At 36.8% G+C, this 19,407-nt stretch carries 18 protein-coding genes and 1 tRNA gene; 13 read left to right on the top strand and 6 right to left on the bottom strand.

What is annotated here, in order from left to right; all coding sequences use genetic code 11:
* The first annotated feature begins 263 nt into the window (after positions 1-263).
* Positions 264-1,463, top strand: a complete 1,200-nt coding sequence (locus tag BLW28_RS11245; protein ID WP_073219491.1) for an aminotransferase class I/II-fold pyridoxal phosphate-dependent enzyme — start codon at positions 264-266, stop codon at positions 1,461-1,463.
* An 83-nt stretch (positions 1,464-1,546) separates the two neighbouring features.
* Here the strand turns inward: BLW28_RS11245 and BLW28_RS11240 are convergent, their stop codons facing one another.
* From BLW28_RS11240 to BLW28_RS11235, 3 genes are all read right to left on the bottom strand, one after another.
* On the bottom strand, positions 1,547-3,037 hold the full coding sequence (locus tag BLW28_RS11240; protein ID WP_073219355.1) for a hypothetical protein: 1,491 nt from the start codon (positions 3,035-3,037) through the stop codon (positions 1,547-1,549).
* A 68-nt stretch (positions 3,038-3,105) separates the two neighbouring features.
* Positions 3,106-3,249: a hypothetical protein gene (locus BLW28_RS15745; protein WP_159431765.1), complete on the bottom strand. Its 144-nt coding sequence runs from the start codon at positions 3,247-3,249 to the stop codon at positions 3,106-3,108.
* Between the two features lie 175 nt (positions 3,250-3,424).
* A complete protein-coding gene (locus BLW28_RS11235) occupies positions 3,425-4,951 on the bottom strand; it encodes a tetratricopeptide repeat protein (protein WP_143036871.1) in 1,527 nt (508 codons plus the stop codon).
* 320 nt (positions 4,952-5,271) lie between these two features.
* Here BLW28_RS11235 and nhaC point away from each other — a divergent pair, with 320 nt between their 5' ends.
* The 11 genes from nhaC (at position 5,272) to hemN (ending at position 16,554) form a co-directional block, all read left to right on the top strand.
* Entirely contained in the window at positions 5,272-6,765 is a 1,494-nt protein-coding gene (gene nhaC, locus BLW28_RS11230; RefSeq protein WP_073219349.1) for a Na+/H+ antiporter NhaC, read from the top strand.
* 142 nt (positions 6,766-6,907) lie between these two features.
* Positions 6,908-7,543, top strand: coding sequence for a peroxiredoxin (locus BLW28_RS11225; RefSeq protein ID WP_073219346.1), 636 nt, complete (start codon positions 6,908-6,910; stop codon positions 7,541-7,543).
* A gap of 6 nt (positions 7,544-7,549) precedes the next feature.
* A complete protein-coding gene (locus BLW28_RS11220) occupies positions 7,550-7,861 on the top strand; it encodes a thioredoxin family protein (RefSeq protein ID WP_394331665.1) in 312 nt (103 codons plus the stop codon).
* Complete coding sequence (locus BLW28_RS11215; protein ID WP_073219343.1) at positions 7,842-8,090, top strand: DUF6952 family protein; 249 nt, start codon at positions 7,842-7,844, stop codon at positions 8,088-8,090. The genes BLW28_RS11220 and BLW28_RS11215 overlap by 20 nt, the downstream gene beginning before the upstream one ends.
* A gap of 202 nt (positions 8,091-8,292) precedes the next feature.
* The gene (gene tpx / locus BLW28_RS11210; protein WP_073219340.1) at positions 8,293-8,793 is read left to right on the top strand and encodes a thiol peroxidase; all 501 of its coding nucleotides are present in this window, start codon (positions 8,293-8,295) and stop codon (positions 8,791-8,793) included.
* Positions 8,793-9,152: a diacylglycerol kinase family protein gene (locus BLW28_RS11205; RefSeq protein WP_073219337.1), complete on the top strand. Its 360-nt coding sequence runs from the start codon at positions 8,793-8,795 to the stop codon at positions 9,150-9,152. Before tpx ends, BLW28_RS11205 begins: the two co-directional genes overlap by 1 nt.
* Positions 9,153-9,301: 149 nt before the next feature.
* Positions 9,302-11,662 (top strand): FtsK/SpoIIIE family DNA translocase, encoded by a 2,361-nt coding sequence (locus BLW28_RS11200; protein ID WP_073219334.1) that lies wholly within the window; start codon positions 9,302-9,304, stop codon positions 11,660-11,662.
* Between the two features lie 11 nt (positions 11,663-11,673).
* Positions 11,674-12,312, top strand: a complete 639-nt coding sequence (locus BLW28_RS11195) for an outer membrane lipoprotein periplasmic chaperone LolA1 (protein ID WP_073219485.1) — start codon at positions 11,674-11,676, stop codon at positions 12,310-12,312.
* 10 nt (positions 12,313-12,322) lie between these two features.
* Positions 12,323-13,786: an LptF/LptG family permease gene (locus BLW28_RS11190; RefSeq protein WP_073219331.1), complete on the top strand. Its 1,464-nt coding sequence runs from the start codon at positions 12,323-12,325 to the stop codon at positions 13,784-13,786.
* 116 nt (positions 13,787-13,902) lie between these two features.
* A complete protein-coding gene (ribB, locus tag BLW28_RS11185; protein WP_073219327.1) occupies positions 13,903-15,048 on the top strand; it encodes a 3,4-dihydroxy-2-butanone-4-phosphate synthase in 1,146 nt (381 codons plus the stop codon).
* 141 nt (positions 15,049-15,189) lie between these two features.
* Positions 15,190-16,554 carry an oxygen-independent coproporphyrinogen III oxidase gene (hemN, locus tag BLW28_RS11180; RefSeq protein ID WP_073219324.1) on the top strand — a complete coding sequence of 455 codons (1,365 nt, stop codon included), beginning with the start codon at positions 15,190-15,192 and terminating at the stop codon, positions 16,552-16,554.
* 147 nt (positions 16,555-16,701) lie between these two features.
* Here hemN and BLW28_RS11175 read toward each other — a convergent pair whose 3' ends face one another.
* Entirely contained in the window at positions 16,702-17,895 is a 1,194-nt protein-coding gene (locus BLW28_RS11175) for a DegT/DnrJ/EryC1/StrS family aminotransferase (RefSeq protein WP_073219322.1), read from the bottom strand.
* A 215-nt stretch (positions 17,896-18,110) separates the two neighbouring features.
* The gene (locus BLW28_RS11170; protein WP_073219319.1) at positions 18,111-18,749 is read right to left on the bottom strand and encodes an NAD(P)H-dependent oxidoreductase; all 639 of its coding nucleotides are present in this window, start codon (positions 18,747-18,749) and stop codon (positions 18,111-18,113) included.
* Between the two features lie 170 nt (positions 18,750-18,919).
* Here BLW28_RS11170 and BLW28_RS11165 point away from each other — a divergent pair.
* Positions 18,920-19,004, top strand: a tRNA-Ser gene (locus BLW28_RS11165).
* A 103-nt stretch (positions 19,005-19,107) separates the two neighbouring features.
* Here the strand turns inward: BLW28_RS11165 and BLW28_RS11160 are convergent.
* On the bottom strand, positions 19,108-19,407 hold a 300-nt coding region (locus BLW28_RS11160), incomplete at its 5' end, for a transposase (protein WP_262481114.1).

Below are 19,407 nucleotides of genomic sequence, written 5' to 3'. Positions count from 1 at the left end.
TATAGCGTTCACGTTCGCTATCAATGTGCTAAACTTCTCAATATTACAGGTAAAATAGAACAGAATAAAAGTGAGGAAAAGAAGTAATTAAAATTTCATTCGTTTCATCTAGATTAACTTATGAAGCCTTTAAACTGAAAACATTACAATTGAATTTCTATTTCCGTTTTATAATTACAAATTTGTCTTAAATAATTAAAGTGTCTTTGCTTTTATATCAGTCTCAATTTTTGCAAATTTGTGGAATACCAAAAAAACTTATTATGGCCTTTAAACCAGCAGATAAAATTCAAGATTTACAATATTTCGGTGAATACGGCGGAGTAAATCCTTCAATTTCCGATTCGTCTACATATACATTCCTTTCAGCAAAAACAATGTTCGATACTTTTGAAGGCAATGCAGAAGGGTGTTATTTATATTCTCGTCATTCTACACCTTCAAACCTATATTTAGGACAAGCTTTAGCGGCAATGGAAGGCACAGAAACTGCCAATGTTGCAGCAACTGGAATGGGGGCTATAACCCCGGCAATTTTACAACTTTGTAAAGCAGGAGAACATATTGTTTCCAGCCGCACTATTTATGGCGGAACGTATGCCTTTTTAAAGAACTTTGCCCCTAGATTGAACATTGAAACTTCATTCGTCGATATAACTAAACTAGATGAAGTGGAAGCTGCAATTACCAAGAACACTAAAATTCTGTATTGTGAAACTGTTAGCAATCCACTTTTGGAAATCGCAGATATTGAAGCGTTGTCAAAAATTGCCAAAAAACACAATTTGCAGTTAATGGTTGACAATACCTTTTCGCCATTGAGTATTTCTCCTGCCAAATTAGGAGCAGACGTTGTGTTACACAGTTTAACAAAATTCATTAACGGTAGTAGCGATACCATGGGAGGTGTAGCTTGTGGCTCGCAAGAATTTATAGACAGCTTACGAAATGTGAACGATGGCGCCAATATGTTATTAGGACCTGCAATGGATAGTTTGCGTGCTTCTTCGATTTTAAAAAACCTAAGAACACTTCATATTCGTATTAAGCAACATAGCACGAACGCTTTATTTCTAGCCGAAAAGTTTGAAAAAGACGGATTAAGAACTGTTTATCCTGGGTTAAAATCGCATTCGGGACACGAACTTTTCAAAAAAATGATGAACAAAGAGTACGGTTTTGGTGGAATGCTGACCGTGGATGTTGGTTCTCTTGATAAAGCAAATGAATTGATGGAATTAATGCAAGAGCGCAACCTCGGATACTTAGCTGTGAGCTTAGGTTTCTACAAAACGTTGTTCAGTGCTCCAGGGTCCTCTACTTCATCTGAAATTTCAGAAGAAGAACAAAAGGAAATGGGACTGAGCGATGGTTTAATCCGTTTTAGTATTGGATTAGACAACGATATAGAGCGAACATATACCATGATGCGCGAGTGTATGGTCGAAGTTGGGGTTTTGTAATCCTTAACAAATAAAACGATTGAAAACTCCTGAGCATTAAAACTCAGGAGTTTTTTGTTGAATTAAAATAGCTATGTCAAAGTTTAATCAATTCGTTCAATCGTCATATTAGTCATATCCTTGTGTAAAACAATATTCACTCCGGGATGTGGGTTGGTTTTTCCCACACCAAAATGATAGGTAGCCCAATCGTCCAAGGTTAATATTTTAACAATGGTGATCGTTTTTCTCTTTAAGTCATCATTCAACTCACCGACTACCGAAGTGTTTGCAATCTTATTACCATGTTTTGTAATAAAGAATTCAACTGAATTTACATTCGGATTAGCATCTTGCTTAGAATACGTTATAGTTAAAGTTACTTTATAAACTCCCCCATTACTAGTCAATGTTAAACCACTCCCCGAGGTTGTAATATTTGTTGAGGTATTAGGATTTGCCGTACCATTTGGAGCTGCTATATCATCCGTTTGATTTAAAGTTACTACTTCATCGGTAGTGTAATATCTTTCACCAAAAGAAGAGTTGCCGCCTCCACCGCCTCCCGACGACGATAATGCTTTCCAAACAGTACCAGTCCAATAATAAAACCCAGGTGTTACATCTGAAGCAGTATTTGTATTATAAACCAATAGACTAACAGCTAGTTGTGTAATTGTTCCTTGATCTGTAGTAGATGTTAAAGCAACTCTTGGAATAAGTATCCCTTTGTTTGTAGCACTAATATCTAATACACTCGAAACATGAGGGGTTGAAGTTCCTATTCCAACCTTTGCATCGTTATTTCCCAACCGAATTGTATTAGGTTGCGAAACAGTTGCGCCATAGCCAATTGCGGTAGAAAACTGACCAGAAGCAGACGCCTCTCTACCCAGAGCTGCCGAACCTTCACCCGAAGCATTTGTATCAACTCCTAATGAAATAGCTGAATGACCTGGTGATTTCGCATTATTACCCAATGCTACCGATTCATGGTTCGAAACAACTGCTAAATTTCCAATAGCAATTGACAAATTGCTAGTTGATGTTGACGCATCTGTACCTACTGCTATAGAATTAGAAGTCCCCGCGTTAGAATTTTCACCCAGGGCAATTCCGTTATCATTATTGGCAACGGCATTGAGGCCCAAAGATATTCCACCTTGTGGATGAAACTGCCCAAAATATTTATTATCTATTCTAAATTTTAAAGGTTTATAGTTTTGCAATGTTCCGATGAAGTCGTCATCACTAACAATATTTCCTCGTAAACCCCAACCTTCTGCGCCGCCTCCACCGCCACCAGAAGTCAATAATGATTTCCACCCTGAACCAGTCCAATAATAGAATCCTGGAGTAACATCGCCCGCCGTGCTTGTATTATAAATTAAAAGTCCTTCAGCAGGATTTGTAACAGGTGCTTGAACAGATGTGCTACTTAAACTTACTCTAGGAACAAGTATTCCCTTATCAGTCGCCTGAACATCTAGCATACTAGAAGCGTGAGGATTAGTTGTGCCAATTCCTACTTGAGCATAGATTACGTGAGAAAAACAACAAATAAAAAATAGTAACAATGAGATAATACGTTTCATAATCTGTTAAATAGTTAGTTATTAATTTTAATGAAATTCGTTAGGCTCTAGTTTATGATTTGGATTCCCTAATTATTTTTCGAGTCCTTACGTTTATTTTGAGCTTTCTCCAATTCAAGAATTATTTTTTTCCAAGCACTTTTTTTTTCGGCATTCGCTTCAATAGTTTTATCTAACGAAGACATTTTTTTAAAGGGGGATTTTTTTTTCATGGAACTAATGTTGAATTGAAAAGTGGGTCAAATGTAAAGTGCAGATTATTGAAGCCATAAATTGTAGCCCCAACAAAAACACTCGCATAACAAATTAGTGCCATATTTTTAGCACTCAAAAAACACCAAATAACTATAATTTAGGCGCTTATCGATTTATAAAATGAATAAAAAATTATCCGAAATTGGACAAATAGGAAGATAAATCGGTTTGGGAATTCGTGATATCTAGCTTTTTTCGCAGTCTAATACGTGCGCTTTCTACCGATTTTGTAGATTGTCCCATTACCTGGGCAATCTCTTTTGTTGTAAGGTTCAACTTTAAAAGAGCACAAAGTCGTTTATCTTTTGGAGTGAGATCTGGATGTTTTTCACATAGGTTTGTGTAGAATGACTCGTGAACTTCTTTAAAACGAAGCTCAAATTCATCCCATATATTTGGCGATGTGTCACGCTTTAATCGCTTTACTATAAAGTCGATTGCACTTTGTGTTTCTTTTTTACTCGCCTTTAACCTTACTTCTTTTAAATCTTTTAAAATATCTTCAATGAGCTCTGTACGATGCAATTCTATCATTGCTTTCCCTATAAGTTCTTTATTTTTTAACTCTAAGTTGGAATTTAGTTCCTTTTGCTTCGAAATAAATAATTCTTTTTCTAAATCTGTACGCTTTAATTTATTTCGATAACGGTATAAAATAATTCCTAAAATCAATAACAACACAACGAGTGCGAGAATAAGTATATAAAAATTCAGCCTACTTTTACTTTCCTCTAACTCACGGATCTTATCTTTGGTTCGGTACTCTTCTTCTAAAATAATTTTCTGCACCTTCGCTTTTCTATCCTCAATGTTTAAGCTATCTGAAATTGCAAAAAACTTTTCTAGATTTTTTGAAGCATTCTTAAAGTCTTCCTTCTTAATATACGCTTTATACAATACCTCAACAGCGTTCCGATTTATAACTGTAAAAGGCGCTAGACTGTCTAAAATTGCTACAGCATTTTTTGAATAATAAATTGCAGAATCTATCTTTCCATTTTTTAAATAAAGCTCAGAAAATTCACCGTAAACCCAACCTAGGTCACTATTTATGTTATTAGGGCCAATTTCGTTTATAGCACGATGAAAATAATGTTTCGCCGTTTCATCTTCATCTTTAATAAGATAGCTTTTTGCAAGATTCGTATAAATTAGAAATTTTAAATATGGATATTCAATACCTTCTAATAGTTGTAATGAATTATTAAAATAATAGAATGACGAATCTAAATTTTTACTGCGCCAAGCCATCCCAATATTATTGGAAACCGCCGCTAAATTTTTAGGATTTTTCTGGGTGTGATCGTATTTGTAAATCTTGTGATAGATTTTTAATGCCTTTTCATAATTTTGAGTTTCGGAATAGGCGATTGCTAGATCATTCTCTAACCTATACCGTTCTTTAAGGGGTCTATGTTGATAATACTTGTACGCCTTTACAAAGTTTTCAAGCGTAATATCCAGAGCGTCCTTTTCAGAATAAATCTCAGCAACAGCATTGTAATAATCTGCTTTTACTTTTTCTGATCTTGAACTTAGTGCACTTTTTTCGGCGAGCTCGATGTAGTGAAGAGCTCGCTGCCAATCATCTTTTGCTAACTGTGAAGCGATAATCATGCTCAACCTCGATTTTTCATTATCGGAATTTGATTGGGCCAAGCTATCAAACAGTGTAGGAAGAGGTGTTTGAGCATATAAAAATTGAGTGAAAAATAGAATAAATAATACCCGTAAAATCATTGAGTAAACTTAAAATAATTCAATCATTTCTCAAATAATAATAGTTCTATTAATCACTCTTTTAAGCACAAAAAACAGAATGTATTTTGAAAATCATTGAATTTAAAAACATTACATCGATCAAGTCTATTAAAAAGATTAATTGGAAGTAGTCAATGAACTTTTTAACTTGAGCTTTTTTTTAATTTGCACACCTATTCACAAAATCGTAACATTACATACCATTTTAATATTTTCTTATGCAAAGTCAAGAAATTAAGCCTACCGACCCAAAAAACGAGGAAGTTTTAGACAATAATGAACTCAGTATTTGGGAAGCCCTTATTCCTGTTTTTGCACTTATCGGAATGCTATTCTACAACGTTTTCTTTGCATTTGGAGACGATGCTTTAAGTGGAAGCAATCAATTTATTCTGTTAATGGGCGGTGCTGTTGCCGCAATTGTGGGCTTCTATAATAAGGTAAAATTTGACCAAATGTTAGAGGAAGTAGCTCAAAACATAAAGTCTACGGCGGGAGCTATTTTAATCCTTTTAATGGTTGGAGCATTAGCGGGAACTTGGCTCATTAGTGGAATAATACCAACAATGATATATTACGGTCTTCAGGTTCTAAATCCCACTATATTTTTAGCTTCCTGTGTTATAATTTGCGCCATAATTTCAATTGCAACTGGGAGTAGTTGGACCACTTCTGCTACCGTAGGTATTGCGCTTATCGGAATTGCAAATGCGCTAGACATCTCCTTAGGTATGACAGCAGGAGCTATACTTTCGGGCGCATATTTTGGAGATAAAATTTCACCATTAAGCGACACTACTAATCTTGCCCCAGCAATGGCAGGCACCGATCTATTTACGCACATACGGTATATGCTTTATACTACCGTTCCTACGTTAACAGTAACTTTAATTGCTTTTATAATAATCGGATTAAACCTTGACACAACCGGACCAGCCGACACGCATCAAATATTAGCTGCTGTAAAAGAATCCATAAATATTAGTCCTTGGCTATTTCTAGTTCCAATTATTGTAGTGATTCTAATTGTCAAGAAAACCCCACCTCTAATAGCGCTACTCATAGGAACCTTGTTAGCAGCCATTGCAGCATTAATTTTTCAACCAAATATTGTTGCCGCAATGGGAGGCGGAACTTCTTTGAACCTGGAAAACGGCTATAAAGGAATAATGAACGCTATTACGGTAGACACTAATATACCAACAAATAATGCGGCTTTAAAAGACCTCTTCTCCTCTGGTGGCATGGCCGGAATGTTGAATACAATTTGGTTAATACTGTGCGCTATGACATTTGGTGGTATAATGGATGCTATTGGAGCACTTTCAATTATCAGTAAAAAGTTACTATCACTTTTTCATACTACTTTCGGTTTGTTTGCAAGTACTGTATTTAGCTGTTTAACTCTAAATATAACCGCTAGCGATCAATATCTTGCGATTGTTATTCCTGGGAAAATGTATGCTAAAGCTTTTAAAGATAAAGGACTGGCTCCCGAAAACCTTTCTAGAACATTAGAAGACAGTGGGACCGTAACCTCTGTCTTAATTCCTTGGAATACCTGCGGGGCGTATCATAGTGGCGTGCTGGGTGTAGATACACTGCATTATGCAGGTTACGCAATTTTTAACTGGCTTAGCCCATTTATGACTTTATTGTTTGCAGCTTTCCGCATAAAAATAAGAGAATTAAGCCCTTCAAACAACCCATAGCATATCCTTATTGCTTGTCTAATATACTATCGACAATTCTTATGAGCCGATAGATTAATTCGTTTAACTTCCTTCGGAAGAAGCGGATGTATATGGTATTTTTGCTGTAGAAAAATTATAACCATATAAAACTATAATAACTATGTCATTAGTAGGAAGAAAATTCCCAAATATTGCAGTAGACGCAATGAACGAAATGGGAGACACATTTAAAATTAACGTTCTTGAAGAGGCTAAGAAAAACAAGAAAAAAGTATTGCTTTTCTGGTACCCAAAAGATTTTACTTACGTATGTCCAACCGAAATTCTTTCGTTTCAGGAAGCGTTATCACAATTTGAAGACCGAAACACAATCGTTATTGGAGCATCTTGTGATACACCAGAAGTACACTTTGCTTGGTTAAACACGCCACAAGATAATGGCGGAATTGAAGGAGTTACCTATCCGCTTTTAGCCGATACTAACCGTAACCTTTCAAACGCATTAGGTATTTTAGATGTCGAGCCAAAGAGTTATGACGAAGATCAAGAATATTATCTATTAGAGGGAAGCAACGTAACCTACCGTGCAACGTATCTAATTGATGAGGATGGAAAAATTTTCCACGAAGGTGTTAACGATATGCCTCTTGGAAGAAATGTAAACGAATTCCTTAGATTAATCGACGCGTATACTCACGTTCAAGAAAAAGGTGAGGTTTGTCCAGCAAACTGGGAAACAGGAAAAGAAGCAATGGAAGCATCTCGTGATGGTGTAGCTTCATACTTAAAAAAATAATTGATTATGATAGAGCTTAAAGATGATAGTCTGCAGCAGTTCATCGCTGACGAAAAGAACGTAGTTGTTCAGTTTTCGGCCGGATGGTGTGGCAATTGCAGGATAATGAAGCCGAAATTCAAAAAATTGGCTACTGAAACTGAAGGATTAAAGTTTGTATTGGTAGATGCTGAGAAATTTCCAGAAAGCCGTAAAATGGCGAGTGTGGACAATCTCCCAACTTTTGCAACTTTTAAAGATGGCAAGCTCGTAAACCAAGTACAAACAAACAAATTTGAACTTTTAAAAGGATTAGTAGATGAAGTTGCCAGTAATTAGACATTTTCAAAGAAACAATACTCCTGAGCAAATTGAAAATTGCATAGCGGTATTAGAATCCTACAGCGAGTACAATCGTATAACGGATGAGGAGATGGATGTTGTTGGCGAACTTATCACCAACCTTTGTGGAGCGGTAGAAGTACACCAAATGATAGCAGATGGAATGCCTGAGCGCGACGCTGCAAATACTTTTGCCAAAAAAGTTTTAGGCTCCATAGACCAATAAGGATAATCCCCTTATTTGTTTGAAAATCCCTTCACAACTTATGTGGAGGGATTTTTTGATGGTTACAATAGCGCAAATACACTTTTATATAGTAGACAAATTATATGGGGGAAAAAGGAACAAACAATCTTTAAAAAACGTTTTATTCAAAAACAAAAAACGATTCGTTATCTTTATGCTTCAATTTTAAAAATAAAAAACAATGGCAACAATAAAACTCGGTGGAAACAACATAGAAACTTCTGGGACACTCCCAAAAGTAGGTGAACTAGCTCCAGATTTTACTTTAACAGCACAAGATTTAAGCTCCAAAAAATTATCCGATTATAAGGGGTCTCGTGTAATAATGAATATTTTTCCAAGTATAGACACAAACGTATGTGCTACCTCGGTTCGTAAATTCAACGAAAAAGCCACGGGACTTAAAAACACGAATGTTCTTTGCATATCAAGAGACTTACCTTTTGCTATGAAACGCTTTGCAAACGACGAAGATGTGAACAACGTTACGAATCTATCCGATTTTCGTGATGGCAACTTCGGGAAAAATTACGGTGTTGAAATGGTTTCAGGCGATTTACGCGGACTTCATTCGCGTGCTGTAGTAGTTTTAAATGAAGACGGAAAAGTTATTCACAGCCAGCAAGTACCCGAAATTGGTGCAGAACCAGATTATCTTTCTGCATTAAAAACACTGCTGTAATGTGGAACACCTATTTTGGAAAGCGCCTTAAAGCATTTAAGTTTGCTGCAAAAGGCGCTTTCCTATTGTTACGCTATGAAACAAGTGTACAAGTACAAACGGCAATTGCAATTATTATGACCGTTGCCGGATTCTATTTCTCTATTTCCAGTACCGAATGGTTAATTCAAACCTTAGCCATCGGAATGGTTATCAGTACTGAAGGACTTAATACCGTGGCTGAGAAAATTGCAGATTTTATTCATCCAGATTTCCACAAAAAAATCGGCTTCATTAAAGATATTGCGGCAGGTGCTGTTTTCTTCGCTGCTGTTTCTGCAGTTATTATTGGCTGTATCATATATATTCCAAAGTTATAAAACGCTATTCAATAAGGGTTTAAACACCTATCATTTCTTAATTGAGAGAAATCCGACAAAGTGTAATTTGTATTTTTGTTATTTGAAACTTAATTCGATTTTTACATTTTGATATTTGTATTTTTGCCAATCAAGCAATCCATTTATTAATGGCCAAAAAAAAGAAAAAAAACCTCGAGTCTCAATCTAAAAAATTTAAGACATCCCTCTCAAAGCAACAAAAAATTCTTTTGGGAAGCTTCTTGATTTTATTGGGATTGGCGCTAATACTTTCATTCATTTCCTATTTTTTCACTTGGCAAGCAGACCAAAGTGACATAGGAAATATTGCTGAAAGAAAGCTACAAACACAAAATTGGCTCAATAAATTTGGTGCCAACGTCGGTCATTTTTTCATTTATAATGGCTTTGGTGTTTCAGCTTTTATTCTTGCCTTTCTTATTAGCCTCACCGGTACCCGATACTTTTTTGATTCCCCTAAAAAACCATTGTTAAAAGTTTGGTTTTGGGGAATGATTCTTATGCTTTGGATTTCAGTATTCTTCGGATTCTTTAACGGCAACGCTTCCATTTTAAGCGGAATTATAGGTTTCGAAATCAATGATTTAATGCAAGATTACATCGGACTTGCTGGTACTATAATCACAATGACATTTATACTAATTGTGTACCTTGTTGTTAGGCTAAAATTAACCCCAGAAATGGTTATTAATGCCATAAAAAAGTCTAAAAAAGAAATTGAAGAAGATTTTGTGAGCGAAGAAGTTGCTACAGCGCCAACAGTAGCGCCCAAAGCAAAAACCGAAGTTGATGAAACCAAAGAAGATATAATTGTCGAAAACAAACCAAAAGAAGAAGAAAAACCCGCCCCTACTCCACCTGCACCTACTGAGAAATTAATATTAAAATCTGACGTGGAAGGTGATGTAGAAATGGAAGTAGAACAGGCGGCCGAGGAAGAAGAAGTAGAAAACCTTAGCGAAAAGCTGGTGAAAGATTTTGGCGAATTTGATCCACGACTTGAACTGAGCAACTACAGATTCCCTAGTATCGAATTGTTACGCGATCACACTATTGGCAGCGTAATTACAATTGACCAAGAAGAATTAGAAGAAAACAAAAATAGAATTGTTGAGACCCTTAACAATTATAAAATAGGGATTGCGAATATTAAAGCCACCGTTGGCCCAACCGTTACTCTTTATGAAATAATACCCGATGCCGGAGTTCGTATTTCAAAAATAAAGAACCTTGAAGACGATATCGCACTGTCATTATCAGCTTTGGGAATTCGAATTATTGCACCCATTCCTGGCCGTGGAACCATAGGGATTGAAGTACCAAACAAGAATCCAAAAATAGTTTCGATGCGTTCGGTAATTGCTTCTTCTAAGTTTCAAAATGCTGAGATGGAGCTACCAATAGCTTTCGGAAAAACAATTAGCAACGAAACCTTTGTTGTCGATTTAGCCAAAATGCCGCACATGCTTATGGCGGGCGCAACTGGGCAAGGAAAATCGGTTGGATTAAATGCTGTACTTGCTTCATTATTGTATAAAAAACACCCCGCAGAAGTTAAGTTCGTACTAGTTGACCCTAAAAAAGTAGAACTTACTCTTTTCAATAAAATAGAACGACATTACCTCGCAAAACTCCCAGATACAGACGAAGCAATCATTACTGATACCAACAAGGTTATAAACACCTTAAATTCACTTTGTATCGAAATGGACAATCGATACGACCTGTTGAAGAACGCGATGGTTCGGAACATAAAAGAATACAACACTAAATTTAAAAACAGGAAATTAAACCCGAATGACGGGCATCAATACTTACCTTATATTGTATTGGTAATTGATGAATTTGCAGATTTAATTATGACTGCTGGAAAGGAAGTTGAAACGCCTATTGCTAGGTTGGCACAGCTTGCAAGAGCAATCGGAATTCATTTAATCGTCGCAACACAGCGTCCATCTGTAAACGTAATTACAGGTATAATTAAAGCGAACTTCCCTGCTCGCTTGGCGTTTAGGGTAACTAGCAAAATTGACTCACGAACCATTTTGGACAATGCAGGAGCCGACCAACTTATTGGCCGCGGAGATATGCTATTTACCCAAGGAAATGAACTTGTTCGATTGCAATGTGCTTTTGTGGATACTCCTGAGGTAGCTGATATTACTGATTTTATCGGAGCGCAAAAAGCCTATCCCGAAGCATTCCAGCTCCCTGAGTATGTTGGTGAGGAAGGTGGCACAACTCTTGATAATAACGTGGACGAACGCGACGCATTATTCCGTGACGCGGCAGAAGTACTGGTAATTGCCCAACAGGGTTCTGCCTCTCTACTTCAGCGTAAGCTCAAATTAGGGTACAACCGTGCTGGTAGAATTATAGATCAAATGGAAGCGGCTGGAATTGTAGGTCCTTTTGAAGGAAGTAAAGCGCGCCAAGTATTAGTGCCAACCTTAGAGGCCCTAAACCAACTTTTAGACAATGAAAACTAATGAAATATAAAATGAAAAAAATCAGTGTACTTTTGATTGCCCTATTCGCAATCACATTTTCTCAGGCTCAAGATGCTAAAACCTTACTGAGGGAAGTTTCTGCTAAAGTAAAGAGTTACGACAACATTACAATCGACTTTAAGTACAACCTAAACAACTCAAAGGAAAACGTTAATCAAGACACCCGGGGCGATGTAACCTTACAAGGAGATAAGTATGTTTTGAACATGCTCGGAACCACTAGGGTTTTTGACGGAAAAAACATGTATACTATTGTTCCCGAAGATGAAGAAGTAACTATTTCGGCTTATAATCCAAAAGATGACAAAGAAATAACACCTTCAAAAATGCTGACATTCTATGAAAAAGGCTACAATTATAAAATGGACATTCAGCAAAATGTAAAAGGCCGAAAAATTCAGTACGTAAAACTTATTCCTATCAATTCAAATGCGGAAATTAAGGACATTCTTTTGGGAATAGATGTGCAGACAAAACATATATACAAGTTGATCCAGACCGATTCAAACGGCACATCATATACACTTACGGTAAATTCTTTTAAAACAAACCAGCCGCTTTCCAAGACCTTGTTTACTTTTGACGAGGCCAAATATAAAAAAGACGGCTACTACATAAACAAGCTTTAAAAGCGGACAGGTGAAAATACTGGACAAATATATTCTAACAACCTATTTGAAGACGTTCTTGAGCGTCTTCATTATTTTGATGTTCATATTTGTTCTTCAAACCATCTGGCTGTATATTTCTGAACTTGCCGGAAAGGATCTAGATGTTTGGATCATCCTTAAATTTCTTTGGTACTTCTCGCCAAAGATGATGCCTTTAGTGTTACCTCTCACAATTCTGGTTACCTCGCTAATGGTCTTCGGGAGTTTTTCTGAAAACTATGAATTTGCCGCAATGAAATCTACCGGAATTTCATTACAAAGAGCGATGGGGAGTGTAATGGCGTTTATTCTTCTTATTTCTATAACAGCGTTTTTCTTTGCGAACAATGTAATTCCATATTCAGAATACAAATGGCAAAACCTACGACGAAATATTTCACAATTTCAACCTTCAATGGTTATCGCCGAAGGACAATTCAGTCAGATTGGCGATATGTTCAACATTAAAGTAGAAAAGAAAACGGGAAATCGCGGACAGTATTTAGAGGATGTAATTATTCACAAAAAAAATGAAAAACGCCCCAATGGCAACTTCACTGTTATTAAATCCAAGAATGGAGAACTTACTAGCAAAGAAGGCAGCAACACACTTTCGTTAATTTTAAAAGACGGAAATTACTACGAAGAAATCCAAGCTACAAAAGCAACCGATCAACGTAAAAATCCATTTGCCAAAAGTTATTTTGAAGAATACTCCATAAATATCGACCTTACTGAACTGAACAATAGAGATATTGAAAAAGATCATAATTTGGACAATCAAAGCATGTACAATATTAGCGAGTTACGCTCTGAGATCGATTCACTTTCAAACAGCTACTCACTAGATATTCAGGCGTACACTAAAAATATGTACTATCGAAGTGGACTGGAAAAACTTAGTGAAAATAAAAGTCAGGTAAGTAAACAACCCGATACTTCTGTTAACTCTATTATGGATATTTACAATCTGGTAGAGCAACTTCAAATTGCAAAATTAGCGCTCAATAATTCTAAAGGAACCCTACAAACAATTGAGGCAAAAAAAGTTGAGTTTAAAACGAAAACAAAGCGTTTGAATAAAAATGAGATTGCGCTTCACGAAAAATATGCCCTTGGCGCTGCTTGTATTATTCTCTTTTTTGTAGGTGCGCCGTTAGGAGCTATTATTCGAAAAGGAGGAATGGGGCTCCCAATGGTTGTTGCAATATCTTTATTTTTAACCTATCACTTCATCGGAATTTTCGCTAAAAACAGTGCCGAAGACGGTACAATGGCGCCGTTTATCGCTTCTTGGCTAAGTACCGCGATTATGTTTCCATTAGGTGTTTGGCTCACATATAGAGCAACTACCGATCAAGGTATTTTTGATTTTGACTCCTTTATACAGCGTATTGGGAGATTATTCGGTCTTAAAAAGAAAAAGAAAGAAGAGGTTGGTAGAAAAAAATAGAATTACATAACCCTACTTTTAAGTTCCCTACTATTTTCAATAAACCTATTTCGTAAACATACTTTTAACGAATAACCAACTTACATTTTATACCTTTGCGCCACATATTGTAAATCATGATTTCAACAGAAAAGAATACCATAAAGCTAAACTCTATCGAAGAAGCTATTGAGGACATTAAAAACGGGAAAGTAATCATTGTAGTTGATGATGAAAACCGAGAAAATGAAGGAGATTTTATTGCCGCTGCCGAAATGGTTACACCCGAAATGATAAACTTTATGGCCACTCACGGCCGTGGACTTATCTGCGCTCCGTTAACCGAAGAGCGATGCAACGCTTTGGATTTACAAATGATGGTTGAAAACAACACCGTACTTCACCACACACAATTTACAGTATCGGTAGATTTAATAGGGCATGGTTGTACAACTGGAATATCTGTTCACGACCGTGCAAAAACCATTAAAGCCCTTGTGGACAAAGACACAAAAGGACAAGATTTAGGTAGACCTGGACATATTTTTCCTTTACGCGCAAAACAAGGAGGTGTACTTCGTCGAACAGGCCATACCGAGGCTGCTATCGACCTTGCGCGACTCGCTGGCCTACAACCAGCCGGAATTCTTGTAGAAATATTAAATGAAGATGGAACCATGGCGCGACTTCCACAGTTAGTTGAAGTTGCCAAAAAATTCGATTTAAAACTTATTTCTATTGAAGATTTGGTGAAATACAGAATGGAACACGATTCCTTAATTGAAAAAAAGGAAGATTTCAACATCAAAACCAACTTCGGGGAATTTAGATTACGAGCTTACAAACAAACTACAAATAACCAAATTCATATTGCGCTTACAAAAGGCACTTGGAAAGAAGATGAGCCAGTTGCTGTACGCGTGAATGCCACTTTAGTAAACAGCGATATTTTAGCTGCCCTTACGAATAATGCAGAGCAAAAGTTGGACGATATGTTCAACGCTATTAACAAAGAAGGAAAAGGTGCTATTGTATTCATTAACCAAGAGAGTCAATCACTGAATCTTTTAAGCCGATTAAAGGAATTAAAAGAAATTCAAACACCAGACAAAGTAGCTAAAGCTCCCCGCATTGAAATGGACAGCAAAGATTTTGGAATTGGCGCTCAAATAATTCACAATTTGGGAATTCGGAAAATCCGTTTGCTTTCTAATAGCGAGTATACTAAGCGGGTTGGAATGATTGGATACGGTTTAGAAATCACAGAATATCTAAACTATTAATCTGAAGGACGGCTTCGCTTTTTAAACTACCTTTTCTTGAATAGACCTTAGCTTTGCGCCAATATCGAGCTGAAACCTGACTTTGGTCATTTTCACTGGTAACGGAAGCTTGTACTTTTACAAATTTATAATTGCAAAAGCATGTCTACAAATTTAATTTCAAAATACAACGTCCCAGGTCCTAGGTACACTAGTTATCCAACTGTTCCTTATTGGAATAATGCAGAATTCAGTCAGAAAACTTGGATTTCAGATACAAAACAAAGCTTTAATCAGAGCAACGCTGCTGAAGGAATTAGCCTTTATATCCACTTGCCATTCTGTGAAAGTTTATGCACTTTTTGCGGTTGTAATAAACGAATTACCAAAAACCATAGTGTTGAAACATCTTATTTAGAATCGCTTCAGCAAGAATGGGAGCTTTATTTGGAAATGTTTCCAGAGAAGCCCATTATTAAGGAAATCCATTTAGGCGGCGGAACACCAACGTTTTTTTCACCTGAAAACTTGGCTTCTATGTTGCGAAAACTTTTCAGAAAAGCAATCATTGCCGAGAATCCATCTTTTAGTTTTGAAGGACATCCAAATAATACCTCTCGCGAACATCTACAAACGCTTTATGATTTCGGTTTTACCCGAGTAAGTTACGGCGTTCAAGATTACAATACCCAAGTACAGCTCGCAATTCACAGGTTACAGCCTTTTGTAAATGTGAAGCGTGTAACCGATACAGCACGTGAAATCGGGTATACATCTATTGGTCATGATATCATTTTCGGATTGCCGTTTCAGAAAAAGGAACACATAATCTACACGATTGAAAAAACCAAGGAATTAATGCCAGACCGAATTGCCTTTTACAGTTATGCTCATGTGCCGTGGATAAAAGGGAACGGGCAACGCGGCTTTAAAGAGGAAGATTTGCCTACTGCGTCAGAAAAGAGAGCGATGTACCAAACGGGGAAACAAATGCTGGAGGAAGCAGGATATGTGGAAATTGGAATGGACCACTTCGCCTTAAAAACCGACAGTCTTTACAAAGCAATGGAAGACAAAGTGCTTCACCGAAATTTTATGGGCTACACCGAAAGCAAAACCCAGTTGATGATAGGACTAGGCGTTTCTGCCATTAGCGATAGTTGGTACAGTTTTGCTCAAAATGTAAAGAATGTTGAAGAATACCAAGAGCTGTTGGCTCAAGGGATTTTACCCGTATATCGAGGTCATAAATTAACTTCGGAAGATCTCTTAATTCGCCGTCATATTTTAAACCTAATGTGTAAACTTGAAACTTCTTGGGAAACCTCCGAATTACAGTTTTCTGAATTGCCCGAAGTTTTGACGAATTTAAAAGAAATGGAATCGGATGGATTGATTGAAATTGGAGGCAATTACATTAAGGTAAAAGAAAATGGACGTCCCTATGTCCGAAACGTATGTATGGCTTTTGACTTGCTTCTGCAACGAAGCAAGCCAGAAACGCAACTGTTTTCGATGACGATTTAGTCCAAATTGTAGAAGTCTCTTATGTTATTCCATATAATTATCCGAAAAATCGAATAAAGATTATATATGATAAAATTATCTGAATGAGCCTTTAGGGCTTCGACTGCAATCAACCTTACATTGTTTAAACTATGTAACCATTAATTTTTAGAGTACCGAGGCAATCGCATTACGCATTTTTTCAGCTCTTTCCTTCACTTGGGCTTCGGTCCAGCCAATTTTTACCAAAGCTGAAATTGTTCGACCCAAAACGGCATCACTTTTCGAGAAATCAGTGCTGTTTAAATCCTGCATTTGGTTTCTCACTTCTGAAGAAAGACGCCCTAAACTCTTCATATCCTTTAAATGACTCCAACCTTTGATGTAATGCCAATTATTGGTATACCAGTAAAAACAAGCATCTACACCTTGTGCTGATAACGCTTTATGGGCTTTAACTGCCAGTTCCTCGGTTGGGAGAAAGAAATTCAAAAACGAATAATTTTCGACTCCACCTTCAGGAACTCTTCTAAAGGTCACCCCGTCGATTGTTTCTAAAGCTTCACGAAATAGGGCGTAATTTCTCTTTTGGGTTTTTAAAATGTCGTCCAGTTTTTTTAATTGTGCCAAACCTACGGCAGCATTCAGTTCTGAAATTCGAAAGTTATATCCTATAAACGGATGCCCTTCTGCCCCTCTATCGCCACCAATATGGTCGTGACCGTGATCCTGATAGTGGTCTGCGTGTTTCGCAAATTTTTCATTATTTGTGACAACAGCTCCTCCTTCGCCACAAGTTATAGTTTTCACATAATCGAATGAAAAGCAACCCAAATCGCCATAACTTCCAAGAGATTTTCCTTTATAAGTTCCTCCAAGCGCCTGGCAAGCATCTTCCAAAAGAATTAGATTATGATCAACACAGATAGCCTTTAGCGCGTCCAAATCTGCCATAGAACCGCACATATGTACAGGCATGACACATTTGGTCTTTGACGTGATGGCCGCTTCCACCGCTTTTGGATTGAGGGTAAGCGTATCGTCAATATCTACGAGAATTGGCACTGCCCCAAGGGCTAAAATAGACTCAAATGTCGCAACAAACGTAAAAGTTGGCATAATAACCTCATCGCCTGCGCCAATTCCTGCAGAAGCAAGCGCAACGGTGAGTGCCGCAGTTCCGCTAGAGACTAATTGACAATATTCGGAACCCATTTTTTTAGCAAATTCAGTTTCAAATTCTTTAGCTTTCCACTGGTTGTTCCGCATCCCGTCAAAACCATAGCGCATTAAAACACCAGTTTCTAAAACATCATTTACCTGCTTGCGCTCTTCGGCGCCAAAAATCTCAAATCCGGGCATTTTTTAACGTTTAAATGTTAATAGTTAATGTTTATTGGCTCTAATTTCATTGCTTGCTTTTTATAAATAACTTTAAAAGTTTAGGTGTTTAAGAGTTTAGCTTTGCTCTTATTTCCTTCAAAATATAAACTATTCAATTTATGAATGTGCAATAAATAATAGATGTTCCAAAGATAGTAGATGAGGTATGAAAAGAAATTAAATTCCTGAAAAACTTAGTCAAAATCAATAGTTAATTCATCTACCCCTCGACGCACTTTTTTCAAATTTTTAAAAAAGTCTGATTCATCGCGATACCCTACTGGCATTACTATAACAGATTTTAGTCCCATTTTATCGAGTCCGAGAAACATGTCATATTTTTCAGGCTCAAAACCTTCCATGGGGCAAGAGTCTATTTTTTCAACCGCACAAACAGTTAATAGTGCACCAAGAGTGAGGTATAGTTGATTCACCATCCAGTCTCTAATTTCGTCTGAATCTTTTTCAGTGAAAGAAGCAATCAAATTCTTTTCGAAGGGTTCCAAAATTTCACGCGGTGTATTACGAGTATCTTCCACTCTCCTAAAATGATCAATAATAAAATTATGGTCAATTTTTTCTTCGATACATAAAATCAAAAGATGAGAAGCATCGCGAACTTGAGGCTGATTGAACGATGCTTTCATAAGTTGTTTCTTCAATTCGGCATTGCTCACAACTACAAGTTTTAAAGGTTGTAACCCAAAAGAAGTTGCAGTTAAATTAAACGCCTGCTTAAGAATGTCTATTTGTTCTTTTGACAATATTTTGTTTGGATCGAACCGCTTAGTAGCGTAGCGCCATTGTAACTTTTCTATTGTGTTGTAGGTCATTTAAAATCGATTATAAAATACTTGCAAAAATAGTGATAATAACTCTGAACTGCTCAAATTCGTCAGGCAGCAAAAAGTTTTAAACAAAAAACTGAAAAAGGTTTCGAGAATTAAAAAAGCTTTATATATTTGCAACCGCTTAGAGGAAATCTCGAAGCACGCATACCACTGGAGAAATGGCAGAGTGGTCGAATGCGGCAGTCTTGAAAACTGTTGAGGGTCACACCTCCGGGGGTTCGAATCCCTCTTTCTCCGCTGAAAAACCTCGTAAACGCTATGTTTACGGGGTTTTTACTTTTATAGATAGTAAATTTAGGAGTGGTTTCGGATCAAGTCCAAAAGTTGTGGGATTTCAGGATTATGCAAAAATTGTTGTTAGTCTAAATAGGAAAAAATCTACGTTCCTTACCCCTCTAAATTGTGCTCTGAATGCTTTTATTTTAGCGTTGAATGATTCTGCTGAAGCATTAGTACTTCGATTATCAAAGTAGTTTAATATGTTCATATAATGTATTGACATTGTTCTGGCGATAGTATTGAAGCTTTTAAAGGTCGCCTGTCTTACTTTTTCATACCATTTTGCCAAGCGTATGAGTGCGGATGTCTTATCTTTTGTGTTATTAAATATCCAAGATAGGTTCTGGCATAATTTGTAAGC

Origin of the sequence: Aequorivita viscosa (assembly GCF_900106795.1) — a bacterium.
Lineage (GTDB): Bacteria > Bacteroidota > Bacteroidia > Flavobacteriales > Flavobacteriaceae > Aequorivita > Aequorivita viscosa.
This window is presented reverse-complemented; position numbering and strand designations above follow the sequence as displayed.

Coding starts and splice junctions, on each gene's coding strand:
- BLW28_RS11245 (WP_073219491.1), top strand. CDS start 264: ATGGCCTTTAAACCAGCAGATAAAATTCAAGATTTACAATATTTCGGT.
- BLW28_RS11240 (WP_073219355.1), bottom strand. CDS start 3,037: ATGAAACGTATTATCTCATTGTTACTATTTTTTATTTGTTGTTTTTCT.
- BLW28_RS15745 (WP_159431765.1), bottom strand. CDS start 3,249: ATGAAAAAAAAATCCCCCTTTAAAAAAATGTCTTCGTTAGATAAAACT.
- nhaC (WP_073219349.1), top strand. CDS start 5,272: ATGCAAAGTCAAGAAATTAAGCCTACCGACCCAAAAAACGAGGAAGTT.
- BLW28_RS11225 (WP_073219346.1), top strand. CDS start 6,908: ATGTCATTAGTAGGAAGAAAATTCCCAAATATTGCAGTAGACGCAATG.
- BLW28_RS11220 (WP_394331665.1), top strand. CDS start 7,550: ATGATAGAGCTTAAAGATGATAGTCTGCAGCAGTTCATCGCTGACGAA.
- BLW28_RS11215 (WP_073219343.1), top strand. CDS start 7,842: ATGAAGTTGCCAGTAATTAGACATTTTCAAAGAAACAATACTCCTGAG.
- tpx (WP_073219340.1), top strand. CDS start 8,293: ATGGCAACAATAAAACTCGGTGGAAACAACATAGAAACTTCTGGGACA.
- BLW28_RS11205 (WP_073219337.1), top strand. CDS start 8,793: ATGTGGAACACCTATTTTGGAAAGCGCCTTAAAGCATTTAAGTTTGCT.
- BLW28_RS11200 (WP_073219334.1), top strand. CDS start 9,302: ATGGCCAAAAAAAAGAAAAAAAACCTCGAGTCTCAATCTAAAAAATTT.
- BLW28_RS11195 (WP_073219485.1), top strand. CDS start 11,674: ATGAAAAAAATCAGTGTACTTTTGATTGCCCTATTCGCAATCACATTT.
- ribB (WP_073219327.1), top strand. CDS start 13,903: ATGATTTCAACAGAAAAGAATACCATAAAGCTAAACTCTATCGAAGAA.
- hemN (WP_073219324.1), top strand. CDS start 15,190: ATGTCTACAAATTTAATTTCAAAATACAACGTCCCAGGTCCTAGGTAC.
- BLW28_RS11175 (WP_073219322.1), bottom strand. CDS start 17,895: ATGCCCGGATTTGAGATTTTTGGCGCCGAAGAGCGCAAGCAGGTAAAT.
- BLW28_RS11170 (WP_073219319.1), bottom strand. CDS start 18,749: ATGACCTACAACACAATAGAAAAGTTACAATGGCGCTACGCTACTAAG.